At 62.8% G+C, this 12775-nt stretch carries 13 protein-coding genes and 1 pseudogene; 5 read left to right on the top strand and 9 right to left on the bottom strand.

Annotated elements, in window-relative coordinates; translation table 11 throughout:
- Window positions 1–28: 28 nt before the first annotated feature.
- The 4 genes from NKI08_RS09375 to NKI08_RS09360 form a co-directional block, all read right to left on the bottom strand.
- Window positions 29–802 (bottom strand): amino acid ABC transporter ATP-binding protein, encoded by a 774-nt coding sequence (locus tag NKI08_RS09375; RefSeq protein ID WP_023674014.1) that lies wholly within the window; start codon window positions 800–802, stop codon window positions 29–31.
- A complete protein-coding gene (locus tag NKI08_RS09370; protein ID WP_352473414.1) occupies window positions 789–1709 on the bottom strand; it encodes an amino acid ABC transporter permease in 921 nt (306 codons plus the stop codon). The genes NKI08_RS09375 and NKI08_RS09370 overlap by 14 nt, the downstream gene beginning before the upstream one ends.
- 8 nt (window positions 1710–1717) lie before the next feature.
- Window positions 1718–2548: an ABC transporter substrate-binding protein gene (locus tag NKI08_RS09365; RefSeq protein WP_502898545.1), complete on the bottom strand. Its 831-nt coding sequence runs from the start codon at window positions 2546–2548 to the stop codon at window positions 1718–1720.
- 67 nt (window positions 2549–2615) lie between these two features.
- Window positions 2616–3590: a substrate-binding domain-containing protein gene (locus NKI08_RS09360; RefSeq protein WP_352473416.1), complete on the bottom strand. Its 975-nt coding sequence runs from the start codon at window positions 3588–3590 to the stop codon at window positions 2616–2618.
- Between the two features lie 109 nt (window positions 3591–3699).
- On the opposite strand from NKI08_RS09360, the pseudogene NKI08_RS09355 reads away from it, so the two are divergent.
- A pseudogene (locus NKI08_RS09355) lies at window positions 3700–5032 on the top strand (aminotransferase class I/II-fold pyridoxal phosphate-dependent enzyme).
- A gap of 25 nt (window positions 5033–5057) precedes the next feature.
- Here the strand turns inward: NKI08_RS09355 and NKI08_RS09350 are convergent.
- Window positions 5058–6416 carry a trimethylamine monooxygenase gene (locus NKI08_RS09350; RefSeq protein WP_352473418.1) on the bottom strand — a complete coding sequence of 453 codons (1359 nt, stop codon included), beginning with the start codon at window positions 6414–6416 and terminating at the stop codon, window positions 5058–5060.
- Window positions 6417–6675: 259 nt separating this feature from the next.
- Here NKI08_RS09350 and NKI08_RS09345 point away from each other — a divergent pair, with 259 nt between their 5' ends.
- Complete coding sequence (locus tag NKI08_RS09345) at window positions 6676–7398, top strand: helix-turn-helix domain-containing protein (RefSeq protein WP_352473419.1); 723 nt, start codon at window positions 6676–6678, stop codon at window positions 7396–7398.
- 467 nt (window positions 7399–7865) lie between these two features.
- Here the strand turns inward: NKI08_RS09345 and NKI08_RS09340 are convergent, their stop codons facing one another.
- Genes NKI08_RS09340 through NKI08_RS09325 form a run of 4 tightly spaced genes read right to left on the bottom strand, consistent with a single transcriptional unit; the run spans window position 7866 to window position 11622 of the window.
- Entirely contained in the window at window positions 7866–8906 is a 1041-nt protein-coding gene (locus NKI08_RS09340) for a heme-dependent oxidative N-demethylase family protein (RefSeq protein WP_352768563.1), read from the bottom strand.
- Between the two features lie 9 nt (window positions 8907–8915).
- Window positions 8916–9881: a PDR/VanB family oxidoreductase gene (locus tag NKI08_RS09335; protein WP_352542203.1), complete on the bottom strand. Its 966-nt coding sequence runs from the start codon at window positions 9879–9881 to the stop codon at window positions 8916–8918.
- On the bottom strand, window positions 9878–10474 hold the full coding sequence (locus tag NKI08_RS09330) for a dimethylamine monooxygenase subunit DmmA family protein (RefSeq protein ID WP_352542204.1): 597 nt from the start codon (window positions 10472–10474) through the stop codon (window positions 9878–9880). The genes NKI08_RS09335 and NKI08_RS09330 overlap by 4 nt, the downstream gene beginning before the upstream one ends.
- Window positions 10475–10488: 14 nt before the next feature.
- A complete protein-coding gene (locus NKI08_RS09325) occupies window positions 10489–11622 on the bottom strand; it encodes an aminomethyl transferase family protein (RefSeq protein WP_352542205.1) in 1134 nt (377 codons plus the stop codon).
- 286 nt (window positions 11623–11908) lie between these two features.
- Between NKI08_RS09325 and NKI08_RS09320 the strand changes: the two genes are divergently transcribed.
- From NKI08_RS09320 to NKI08_RS09310, 3 genes are read left to right on the top strand one after another with little or no spacing between them, the layout of a single operon-like run.
- A complete protein-coding gene (locus tag NKI08_RS09320; protein ID WP_352472310.1) occupies window positions 11909–12196 on the top strand; it encodes a hypothetical protein in 288 nt (95 codons plus the stop codon).
- A gap of 11 nt (window positions 12197–12207) precedes the next feature.
- On the top strand, window positions 12208–12585 hold the full coding sequence (locus NKI08_RS09315; RefSeq protein WP_023673992.1) for a hypothetical protein: 378 nt from the start codon (window positions 12208–12210) through the stop codon (window positions 12583–12585).
- 15 nt (window positions 12586–12600) lie between these two features.
- Window positions 12601–12762, top strand: coding sequence for a hypothetical protein (locus NKI08_RS09310; protein WP_023673991.1), 162 nt, complete (start codon window positions 12601–12603; stop codon window positions 12760–12762).
- Window positions 12763–12775: the final 13 nt, after the last annotated feature.

Raw genomic sequence — 12775 nt, 5'->3', positions numbered from 1 at the left:
CCGAGCAGGTGCCGCGCCGGCTTTGCTTTTAGATGAAACGGCTCAAGAAAGCCCGCGTGCGCGGGTGTCTGGGTTTGGCGAGAACCTCGTCCGGAGGCCCGGCCTCGATCACATTACCGTCGTCCATGAACACCACCCGATCCGCCGCTTCGCGGGCGAAGCCGATCTCATGCGTGACCACGATCATGGTCAAGCCCTGCCTGGCGAGATCGCGCATGGTGGCGAGCACCTCGCCGACCAGCTCCGGATCGAGCGCCGAGGTCGGCTCGTCGAAGAGCATCAATTTCGGGCGGATGGCGAGCGCACGCGCGATGGCGACGCGCTGCTGCTGGCCGCCTGAAAGCTGGCGCGGATAGGCGTCGATCTTGTCGGCAAGACCGACACGGGTCAGCAGTTCGCGGGCGTAGCCGATCGCCTCCTTGCGGTTCTCCCGGTGAACGCCGACCGGAGCCTCGATGACGTTCTGCAGGGTCGTCATGTGCGGATAGAGATTGAACTGCTGGAACACCATGCCGATCTTGCGCCGCTGAGCGGCGATCGCGCGGTCGGAAAGCTTGTCGAGGCGGCCGTCGTGCAACCGGTAACCGATCTGCTCGCCGTCCACCTCGATCGACCCCTGGTCGATCGCCTCGAGATGATTGATGCATCGCAGGAAGGTCGACTTTCCGGAGCCGGACGGTCCGAGAATGACCACCACCTCGCCAGGCGCGACGTCCAGATCAATGCCCTTCAGCACTTCGAGCGGGCCGAAGGCCTTGTGAACGTTGCGCGCCCGGACCAGAGGCGTGTCATGCGCGCTCATTGGCGGCCTCCAGGGTGGCGGTCGCCGTCTTCTCGCGCGCGCCGCGGTCGCCGCGGCTGTAGTGGCGTTCGATCGCGCCTTGCGCGACATTGAGGACCGAGGTGATCAGCAGGTACCACAGCACTGCAACCATCAGCAGCGGAATGATTTCGAAGGTGCGGTTGTAGATCGACTGCACCGAGTAGAGCAGGTCGGCCATGGCGATGACGCTGACAAGCGACGTCGCCTTGATCATGCTGATCAGCTGATTGCCGGTCGGCGGCACGATCGACCGCATCGCCTGCGGGATGATGATGCGCCGCAAGGACCGGGCGCGGGTCATGCCGAAGGCTTCAGCCGTTTCGGCCTGTCCCTTGTCCACCGACAGCAGCCCGCCACGGATGATCTCGGCCATGTAGGCGGCCTCGTTCAGCGCTAGACCAAGAACGGCGGCGGTCAACGGCGTGATCAGGTCGTTGGTGTTCCAGCTGGCGAAGCCGATGGAAATGCGCGGAAACAGCGTCGAAAGGTTGTACCACAGGATCAATTGCACCAGCAGCGGCGTTCCCCGGAAGAACCAGATGAACAGGCCGGAGAGAAGGGATGCCAGCCTGTCGCTCGACATGCGCGCGATGGCGAGCAGCAGGCCGAGCACGATGCCCAGGATCATTGCCACGACCGTCAGGCCGAGCGTCACCGAAAGCCCCTGCATGACCGTCGGATCGAAGAAATACTGGGCGACCACCGGCCAGCCGAAATTCGGGTTGACTGCAACGATATAGGCGAAGCCGGCTGCCACGGCGACGGTGAACGCCCAGAGCGCCAGCCGGACGAGCGGAAACGGCCGGTGGGCTTGTTTGACGTCGCGCAGCGCGTCGTCGGGACGTCGCGGCAGCCCGGCCGCGTAGGCAGCGGTGGCATCGGTCATGGCAGCCTCTACTGGCCCTGGTTGATGCCTGGCGCATCGATCATGTTCTTCTCGAGACCCCACTTCTTCATGACCGCGGCGTAGGTGCCGTTCTTCATCAGGATCTTGAAGGCATCGAGCAGCACGCCGCCCAGCGGCGAACCCTTCTTGACGACGGCGCCTTGGTAGATGTCCTTGAAGCCGTTGGCCTGGCCGACCCCGGCGAGTTCCAGCTGGCCCTTCGCCTGCTCGACGAAATAGGTCAGCGGCGCCTGCGAGGAGAAGAATGCGTCGGAGCGTTTCGACCGGACGGCCAGTATCGAGCTCGGCTGGTCGGTGAAGGATTGCACCTCGACGGCCGGCTTGTCGCCTTCGGTGCATTTCTGCGCCTGCTGCTTGATGACCTTCTCGGCCGAGCCACCCGACATGACGGCGATGCGCTTGCCGCACGCGGTGTCGAGCGAGGTGATGCCTTGCGGGTTGCCCTTCTCGACGGCGAAGACGACGTATTCGCGCACCCAATCGATGAAGTCGTTGGATTTCTGCCGGTCGGGATAGTCGCCGACAGGCCCCATCGCGAACTGATAACGGCCGGCATTGATGCCGCTCAGCAAAGCCGGCAGGCCGGCGACCGAGGCATGATCGATCTCGACACCGAGCAGCTGGCCGATGGCGTCGGAAATGTCCCTGGTCGCCCCCGACAGTTCGGTGCCGGTGACGATCTCATAGGGCGGGAACGAGCCGTTGTTGACGGCTGTGATCTTTCCCGCCGTGCGGATCTCTTCCGGCAGCCGGGCCCGCAAATCCTCGTTCACCGATTGCTTCTGGATATCCTGGGCAAAGCTGGCCTGCGCCAGCATGGTGACGAGCGAGGCGAATATGAAGCTGATTGGTGGCATTCTCCTTCGTGTTCTTCGTTGTACGTTGTCAGGCTGCGGTGGCCCGCGATCTGGCCTCGAAAGGAAACAAGGCTTCGGCGGAAATCGGTTCCGCCAGAATGCCCTGGGCATGGAGCTCGGTGACGAAATCCTCGATCATGCGCCGGTTGGCCGGCAGGCCGCTGGCGTTCCAGGAGGCAGGCAGGTCGCGCCCCGCATGAAGCAGCTCCTCGAGGATCCAGGGCGAGGTATCGGCATATTTTCGGCGCTTTCCCGTCCAGACGCGCTGGCTTTCGTCGATCAGCCTGGCGAGTTCCTGCGGCAGCCAGGGGTGCTCCCTGGCCACTGCCGCCTTGACGGCGACCACATGCATGCCCGGGACATAACCGGCGTCGGCGAAATAGGCGCGTTCGGCCGCGCGAAAATCGCGCAGCACTTGCCGGAAGCCGGAAGCCGGGCCGAAAAAGCCGTCCGGCATGAAGGGCGTGAAAACGGCGTCGAGCTCGCCTTGCGACAGCAGCTCCATCATCGGGCGCTCACCTGGTGCTGCTTCGATGCGCCCCGGCCTGCCGAATCCGTCGAGGCGGTCGGCGATCGGGTGCTCCGATGTCAGCCTGCCGGCGAACCAATAGGCATCCTCGACGCCGACGCCTGCCCGGCGAAGTGCCGCGCGCGTCCATGTGTTGCCGGAATCGCGCCAGCCGGTCACGCCGATGCGTTTGCCGGCAAGGTCGGAAAGCCGTTCCAGCGGGCTGGCCTCGACCGTTATGATGCAGCGATGGCGAAAGCCGCGCATGATGAAGCACGGTATTCCAACCACCGTATCCCTGCCGGAAGCCATGGCCGACACATAACGGCTGAATGAGACCTCCGCCGCATCGTAGTTCGGATCGGTGCCGAGATCCGGAATGAGCGTGGCGACGCGGTCAACCTTCACCGACAAGCGGCTCGAAGTGACGTCACCCAGCACCAAAGGGGTGAGATAGTCCCAATCGCGGGTGGCTATAGTGATGGAGACGGGCATCGGCATGAACTTCAAGACTATGTTTGACCGGCGATTGGTAAATGTTTATTTTTGGCCGATCAAATGTTATTATGTTATTGAACATTAGCTTTAACGGTTGCGGGTGCCGATGGATTTCGATGCAGGATGGTTCGCCGAGCGCCTTGGCGACCGCACGATGCGCGGCATCGCACGCGAGACCAGTGCGCTGATCAGAAGCGGCGCGCTGCCTGTCGGCGCAAAGCTTCCGCCGGTGCGCGATCTGGCCTATGTGCTTGGCGTCAGCCCGGCGACGGTCTCGCAGGCGTGGAGCGAGTTGCGGCGCTACAAGATCATCGGCGGCCGCGGACGCAACGGCACCTGGATCATGGGCAACCGCTTTGCCGCCCGGCCCGAGCGCCACATGAGCGGTGGCAATTACGGACAGGATGTTCTGAACCTGGCGATCGCGGAGCCCGATGTGATGCTCTTGGCGCCGCTCGACATCGCGCTGGCGCATGGTGCGCGCGCCGAAAAGCTCAACAGCTACGAGCGGGTGCGCATCCTGCCCGAGCTGGAGGCGGCAGTGCGCCCGTCATGGCCGTACGATCCCGGCGCGTTCCTGGCCACCAATGGCGGTTACAACGCCATCTACACCTTGCTGCATGCGCTGGTCCCGCCGGGAGCGCCGGTGGCCACACCCGACGGCGCTTCGCCTGCTCGACATCCTCGAGGATCTCGATGTGCCGATCATCCCGGTAGACTGCGACAGCGACGGTCCCTTGCCGGATGCACTTGCCAACGCTCTGCGGCAGCGGCCCGTCGCGTTCCTGTTCCAGCCGCGCGTCCATTCGGTGACCGGCGCCTGCATGTCGTCGGCGCGGCTGGAAGTCATCGGCGACCTGCTCGCCGGCACCGACGTGCTGATTGTCGAAGATGACGGCGTCGGCGATATTGCCTCGGCGCCGCGCATTTCGCTTGGCCGGCGTTTTCCCGATCGCGTCGTCCATATCCTGTCTTATTCCAAGACCCACGGCCCGGATTTGCGGCTCGCCGTGCTGTCCGGATCGGCGACGATCGTCGAGCAGATCCAGTCCTACCGCAGCTTCAGCTCGGGATGGACCAGCCGCATCCTGCAGGCCGCCACCGCCTGGCTGCTGCACGACCCGGCCACGGCCGCCCTGGTGGAGCAGGCGAAGGAGGTATACCGCGGCCGTCGCGAACGGCTCGCCGGCGAACTGGCCAAACGCAATGTCGATATCAACGCCGGACACGGTCTCAGCGTCCTCATTCCGGTTGCTTCGGAACCTTACGCGATGGTCACGCTGGCCGCCCACGGCATCGCGGTCCATGCCGGGGCGAAGTTTTCGACCGGAAAAACGAACGCTGTCCGAGTCGCGACCAGCATTCTGGACGAGGAGCACCTCGAGCACGTCGCAAATTCCCTGGCGCTGGCGGCCGACCCGGCGCGGGAAGTTGTCTGAGGCAAGTCAATCGCCGTTCGGACTGCTACTCCGCCGCCACGCCCTTCATCTCGAGATAGCTTTCCATCGAATCGTCCATCGCCTGCAGCCAGGGCGTATGATGCAGCGGCGCCATCGTGCCGGTCATCAGCGAGCGGTAGGCATGGTCGCGGAAGCCCATAATGTCTTGCGCCTTGTGGTGCTCCCACTCCATGAAGGTCTGATTGACAGCCTCGACATCGAAGCCGGGATAGTCGGTCTGCTCCATCAGCTCCCTGGTGTAGTCGCCCTGGAACCAGATCATCTGCTCGGCGTCTTCAAGCGTTTCCTCGCGTGCCCGCCATTTCCGGCCGTGCTCGGCCATGGCTTCGGCCGAGGGCAGATTGATGCGGCCCATGATGACGTCGCGGGCGAACCAGGCCTGCGCGTCGAACATGTTGAAGGTGTAGAACTGGTCCTGCATGCCGATATAGGACAGCTTCGGGTTTTTCTCCCAGACGACGCCCTCGTAGAGCCCGTCCGGCCACATGCGGTTGGCGGTCTTCAGCTTCAAATCCTCGGTGAGGAACGGGAAGGAATGGAGGTAGCCGGTGCACAGGATGATGGCGTCGACGTCTTTGGTGCTGCCGTCCTTGAAATGCGCCGTCTTGCCGACGACCTTCTGCAGAAGCGGCACTTCCTTCCAGTTCTCCGGCCATTTGAAGCCCATCGGCTTCGAGCGGTAGCTGGAGGTGATCGATCTGGCGCCGTATTTGTAGCATTGCGAGCCGATGTCCTCGGCTGAATAGGAGCGGCCGATTATCAAAATGTCCTTGCCCTTGAATTCCATGGCGTCGCGGAAATCGTGGCTGTGCAGGATACGGCCGTTGAAGGTCGAAAAGCCCTCGAAATAGGGAACGTTGGGCACGGAGAAATGGCCCGAGGCGACGACGACATGGTCGAACTCTTCCGAGTAGGTGACGTCGCTGGTGCGGTCATGCGCGGTGACGGTGAATTTTTTTGTCGTTTCGGAGAAGGTGACCATGCGCACCGGGCTGTTGAAGCGCACCCATTGGCGAACGCCGGATTTTTCGACGCGGCCCTTGATGTAGTCCCACAGCACGGCGCGCGGCGGATAGGAGCCGATCGGCCGGCCGAAATGCTCCTCGAAGGTGTAGTCGGCGAATTCGAGGCATTCCTTCGGGCCGTTCGACCAGAGGTAACGGTACATCGAGCCGTGCACCGGGTCGCCGTGCTCGTCGAGGCCGGTGCGCCAGGTGTAGTTCCACAGGCCGCCCCAGTCGGACTGCTTTTCGAAGCAGACGATCTCGGGAATGTCGGCGCCCTTGTCGGCAGCCGACTTGAAGGCCCTGAGCTGAGCCATGCCGGACGGCCCGGCTCCGATGACGGCAACACGATCTTTCATTGCGGGCCTCCCGATCTCATTTCCCTAACGAAACAAATTTCACTGACAGGACAGTAATTGCCCCTTCGATGCTGTCAACAGGGCTTGTCGCGAAACCGCGTTTCGCCCAGCTGGATTTCCAAGCGACGCAGTAGCTCGGGCGAAATCCAGACATTGCGCAATTCGACACGGGTGGCTTGCCGTGGCAGTTGCGCTTCTGTATCGGCACCGAATATGTTCACCGTGAGTGAAATGAATCGGCAAGGTCCGGGGTGGCAACATGGCGAAAAAAGCATCCAGTCTAAAGCCCGCTGCGGCCGTCGTCGCCGCCAAGGCCAAGCCGTCGGTCGCTGCAATCGATCCGCGCAAGATACGCGCGCCGCTCACCCAGAACCCGCACGCCATTCGCGACACCCGCGAAAAAGTCCTGGAGGTCGCGATCGGCCGCGAGGTGCGGGCCTTCCGCAAGAAGCTCGGCATCACCGTCGCCGATCTGGCTGCCGCCACCGACATTTCGCTTGGCATGCTGTCGAAGATCGAGAACGGCATCACCTCGCCATCGCTGACCACGTTGCAGGCGCTGTCGCGGGCGCTCGGCGTTCCCGTCACCGCCTTCTTCCGCCGCTTCGAGGAAGAGCGCAGTGCCGTCTTCGTCAAGGCCGGCGAAGGCCTCGACGTCGAACGCCGCGGCACGCGCGCCGGCCACCAGTACAATCTGCTCGGCCATATCGGCTCCAACACCAGCGGCGTCGTCGTCGAACCCTATCTGATCACGCTGACCGAGGATTCCGACGTGTTCCCGACCTTCCAGCATGAAGGCATGGAATTCCTCTATATGCTCGAGGGCGAGGTGGTTTACCGGCACGGCAGCAATCTCTACCCGATGAGGCCTGGCGACAGCCTGTTCTTCGACGCCGATGCGCCGCACGGACCGGAAGTGCTGAGCGTCCTGCCGATGCGGTATTTGTCGATCATCTGTTATCCGCAGAGCAGCGCGGGGTGAGCCGGAGATGAGGGCGCGCAAGCAATCCTGGATCGCTGCACTCCACGGCCACGGTAACGGCATGGATCCTAGGGTCTCCGCTACGTCGCTTCGCTCCTGCTTCGCCCTAGGATGACGAAGGCGTGGGGTCCAAGGCTAATCGCGGATGTCGGACATTGGCAGTTGCATCGCGGCTTAGAGGGTGGTGGCCGACGGCAATTCGCAAGTTTCGAGGTTAGCTGAAGCGTCCCTCACTTCGTCATCCTAGGGCGGAGCAGGAGCGAAGCGACGTAGCGGAGACCCTAGGATCCATGCCGTAACCTCCACGCGCTGCTACGTTGAACTGCAGGGCAAGCTCGTCCTCGATTGGTCGCAAGGGGGCTAAAGGCCGGCGCTCTACGGCGCCCCCCTCTGCCCTGCCGGGCATCTCCCCCCCTTGGGGGGAGATTGGCAGCTTGACGGGCAGCGCGAACCTCGCAAACAGAACCTCAATCCGGCCCGAACCCCGGCGATGTCGCACTGCCGTCATCCAGCTTCGACAGCCATTCGACCAGCGTCGCGCGGTAGCGCGTCAGGCCTTTGTAGTTGGCGAGTTCGTCGGGAAGGTCGCGGATGACGCGGTGCAGGCGCCTTGCCCATTTCGGCTGCGTCACCAGCTCGTCCATCTTGATCAGGTAGCAGCGGATCGGGAAGACGATCGCATTCGAGCGCGGCAGCCGCCAGAAGCTCTGCAGCTCGACGCGCAGATGGACCTTGTCGCCGACGTTTTTGGGCGTCACCGTGGTCCGGTCCGGACCCCATTTGTGATAATTTTCCGGGCTGGTATCGAGGCGAGGATTGATTGTCATCGTCCAGTTCAGCCGGCGCGCCGGCTTGCCCTGCTGGATGTTGGTGAGGAATTTCAGCGCCCGGACGAAGATGCCCTTCTCATGCGCCAGCGGCACCGGCGCGTGCCATTCGAAGAAGTTCATGCCGATGTCGAAATCGAGCGACCAGTCGGCCTGGGTGGTGACCATGCCGGCATCCATCCACAGATTGCCGTCGCGCTGGTCGAGAATGCAGAAATCGCCCTGGCTCTGGCGGGTGATGTATTCCATCGGCCCATAGGGCAGCGTCGAGACGTCGCCGAATGTGAAGCTGTCGTCGATGCCGAGCGGCCGGTTGATCCAGCGCCAGCGGTCGCCATGGCGCGTCAGCGTGAAATGCTCGGGATAGCCCAGCGCCTGCTGCTCCATCAAAAGCTCGAGCAGATCCCAGCCGGCCAGCGTCATGTGCGGCAGCGACTGGCAGCGCAGCGGATCCTCGGCCAGCACCAAAGCGCGGTCCTGCATCTCGGCGACATAGTGCTCGTCGACGTCGATCAAATTGTCCAGCACGCTGCCCTTCGGCCCGACGACATGCGGCTCGATGTTGACGGCATACATGTAGCTGTCTTCATGGAACGGGAACGGGAACCGCCTGATGTGCTCGGGGCTGTTCCTGAACGTGAAGTCGTCGCGGAAGGTTTCCTTACGAAAGGTGATGCCCAAGCTCGCCTCCTATCTTTCCAGCACCAGCGACCTGCCCTCGAAGCGCGAGACGCAGGGCATGATCTTGCAGCCCGAACGGTGGTCTTCCTCGCTCAGCCAGTGGTCGTTGTGGATGAATTTGCCGTCATGCGAAATGACGTTGGTCTCGCACTGGCCGCAGACGCCGCCGCGGCAGAGATAGGGCGGATCGACCCCGGCCGCCTCGATCGCCTCGAGCAGGCTCTGCTGCTCGTCGACACGGATGATCTTGCCGCTGAGCGCCAGCGTCACGTCGAAGGGCGCGCCGGGCTGCGGTGCCGCGAAATGCTCGAAATGCACGGTCTCGGCAGGCCAGCCTAAGGCAGCCGCGCGATCGCGCACCCAGTCGATCATGCCGGACGGGCCGCAGACATAGAGATGCGTGCCGAGCGGCTGCGACGACAGCAGCCGGTCGAGATCGACGCGCTCGTCGCGGTCATCGTGATAGAGCCTGACCCGGCGATCGTAGCGCTCTCTCAGCAGGTCGGCATAGGTGCCGAGCGAGGCGGTGCGGCAGGTGTAGTGCAATTCAAAATTGCCGCCTTCCGCCGCCAGCTGCGCGGTCTGCGCCATGAACGGGGTGATGCCGATGCCACCGGCCAGCATCAGATGCTTCCTGGCGCGCAGATCGAGCGAGAACAGGTTGACGGGGTAGCTGACCACCATCTCCGTGCCCGGCCTGACCTGCCTGTGCATGAACAGCGAGCCGCCGCGGCCGGCGTCGTCGCGGCGCACCGAGATGGTGTATTCGCTGGTGTCGAGCGGCGAGCCCATTAGCGAATAGGGATTGAGCCTGGTGCGTTCGCCATCGCGCATCTCGACGACGACATGGGCGCCGCCGGAGAAGGTCGGCAAAAGCTCGCCGTCGCGCCGGCGGAAATGAAAGCGCGTCACCAGCTCGTTGACCGGGACGACATCGCTGACGACGACATCGAGTTTGGTGGTGCCGGTGCTCATCGAAAGACCTCCTCGATCGGAGGAATTTCGCTGCGGTCCTCGGCGTTGATGCAGACGCCCTGGAAGGCGGCGAGGCGCCGCGAATAGTGATCGCGCACCAGAAGCAAGAGGCCGCAATGCGAACAGGTTGCCGGCTGCGTCGTCACGTTCTCGGTGATGCCCTTGCAGTGGACGCACTGCATGCGGCGCGCCAGCGAGCCGCGATGCTCGGTCTGAACCGAGGTGTGGTCGATGCCGGCTTCCAGCGCCGCCTGCATGGCCTGGCCGATCAGCCCCTCGGTGCCGGCAAGATAGAGCCTGAGTCCCATATGCGCGTTGGCCAGCGTCTGCTTCAGCCGCGGCAGGGCGCTGGCAAAGGAATGGCCGAGGTAGAACTGTGCCGGCTTCAGGGCTTCGAGCGCATCGGCGTATTTGCCGTCGCGGCCGGGAATGAAGATGATGTGGGCGCCACCGAAGAAATCCGCCGGTGCCTTGGCGGCCAGATCGGCAATCGCCAGCGCTCCCTCTGCATCCGCTATGAAAAGATGATGCTTGCCAGGCTGCGGAGACAGGGTCCCATAGACCGGGCGACTGATGATGCTTTTCGCTGCCATACCCGCAGTATGCCTCAGCCTTTCGCCGTGCGCTTGGTCTTCTTCGGATCATCGAAAGGAAGCGGCTCGGCGGTTGCGCTGATGGTGCCGCTCTTGTTGCGGATCTCGAGCCTGGTGCCCTGCACCGCGCAGTCGACGTCGAGTCGGGCAATGCCCATCGATTTTTTGACCAGCGGCGAATACATGGCGCAGGTCACCACGCCGACCTTTTTGCCGTCGCGATAGACCGGCGCGCCCTCGTCGGCCGGCTCCTTGCCTTCGAGCAGCACGCCGAAGATCTTGAAGCGCTCCTTGCCCTTGAGGCGGTAGTGCTCCTCGGCACCGCGAAAGCCCGTCTTGCCGGGGCTGACGGTGAAGTCGAGACCAAGCTCCCACAGTGTGTCGCCGGGGCCTTCGTTCTCGAACGGGTATTTCTGCGAATTGTCGTAGGGGTAAAACAGCAGGTAGCTCTCGACGCGCAGCATGTCGAGCGTGGTGAAGCGGCACGGGATGATGCCGGCACTCTTGCCCTCGTCGAGGATCCTGTCCCAGATCGTTCCGGCGTCCTGGCCACGGCAGAAGATCTCGTAGCCGCGCTCGCCGGTGTAGCCGGTGCGCGAGATCATCACCGGAAAGCCGAACAACTGGGTCTGCATGTGGTGGAAATAATTGAGGTCGCGAATGCCGGGCACATGCTTTGCCAGATAATCGACGGCGGTCGGGCCTTGCAGCGAAAGATCGTGCAGATTGTCGTCGAAGCGCAGCGACACGTCGCGACCGACGGAAGCGCGCTGCAACTCTTCATGGCCGGTGCCCGAGCCATGCACGACCATCCAGGAATTCGGGCCGGTGCGGTAGAGGATGCAGTCGTCGGTGAACTTGCCGGCCTCGTTGAGCATGCAGGCATAGGCCGACTTGCCGGGATAGATCTTTTCGACGTCGCGCGTCGTCGCCAGGTCGATCAGGTGCGAGGCGTGCGGCCCGGTGATGTGGACCTTCTTCAAGCCGGACACGTCCATCAGGCCGGCCTTGGTGCGGATGGCGATATACTCTTCGTCGGCGTCCTTGTCGTAGGTCCAGGCGGTGCCCATGCCGCTCCAGTCCTCGAGCTTCGAGCCGAGCGCGCGATGGCGGTCCGCAAGCGTCGAAAATCTCCAGGATGCCGTCATCCGCTGTCCTCCGTTCGAAAGAAACTTTTTTGCTTTCCCCTGCTCCCTGCACACAGGCGGGAGCGTTGGCTTGAATATTGATCGCAAACGCCGGGAGCCTGCAATACCCGTAAGCAAATAATTTCATTGTCAGGCAAATCCGGCGCGCCCAAACAAACGGTTAACGTCGCGTAAAATCGTCTTGACAATTCCACAATTCGGCCGGATTTTATGAAAAAAATTTCACTCTCTTGAAAGAGGGCAATGACCGGCCAATCTGGACCGGCGTTGAAAAAGGGGAAAGCCGATGTCCGACCTGCAACAGCGCGTGGAAGCGTTGTACCGTTCCGACGTGCGTGGATCCGTGCTCCTGATCGTCTGCCTGTGGGCGACGATCCTCTTTGTCCTGTTCATGACATGGCCATACGTCCCCGACGCCGGCATCAAGCTCGTCGTCGCGGTCGCCGCCGCCGCGGTGCTGATCTTCAACACGGCCGCCATCCTGGCGATGGTCAACCACTACAAGGAAGACAAGGACTTCATCTACGGCCTCGACATCAAGAACGCCGACGCCTACCGCAACCGCAAGTCCTGAGGGGGAGACGCATGGCCCGCTATACACCGCCCGAACAGAGCAAGGCCGGACAGGTTTTCGATATCGCCGTCGTCGTGGTCGCGATTTTCGTTGCGCTGTGGCTGCCGCTGAAACTAGGTCTGGCAGGGGCGGCAAAATCCATCGACGCGCTCGACGCCAAGACGTGGGAAGCGCTCGGCCAGAACCCGACCATGGCCTCGATCTGGGAAAAGCTCGGCTACACGCCGGAAACCGCGCACGACATCATCCAGAACCGGTTCCACTACATCATCGACTGGCCGACGCTGATCATCATGGCGGCGGTGCTGATCGGCTATTTCATCTTTCTGTTCCGCGCATCGGACCGCGAATACCGCGACGTCATCGACGAAAAGTTCGGCGACAAATAGATAGGAAGCATCGTCATGTGGGTGGCACTCTCTTACGCATGCTGGGGCATCTCGATCGTGCTCGCGCTGTGGATGCTCTACGACTGGTTCAAGATCGACACGACCTATTCCGAAGAGATGCTGACCTCGTCCAGGGAAGGCGAACTTGAAGCCGTGTCCGAAAAACACCGGATCTGAGTGGGGGATTGAG

Source organism: Mesorhizobium sp. M0768, from assembly GCF_040320195.1.
In the GTDB taxonomy this organism is placed as follows: domain Bacteria; phylum Pseudomonadota; class Alphaproteobacteria; order Rhizobiales; family Rhizobiaceae; genus Mesorhizobium.
The sequence above is the reverse complement of the archived record's forward strand: the minus strand, read 5'-3'. Positions and strand labels throughout refer to the sequence as shown.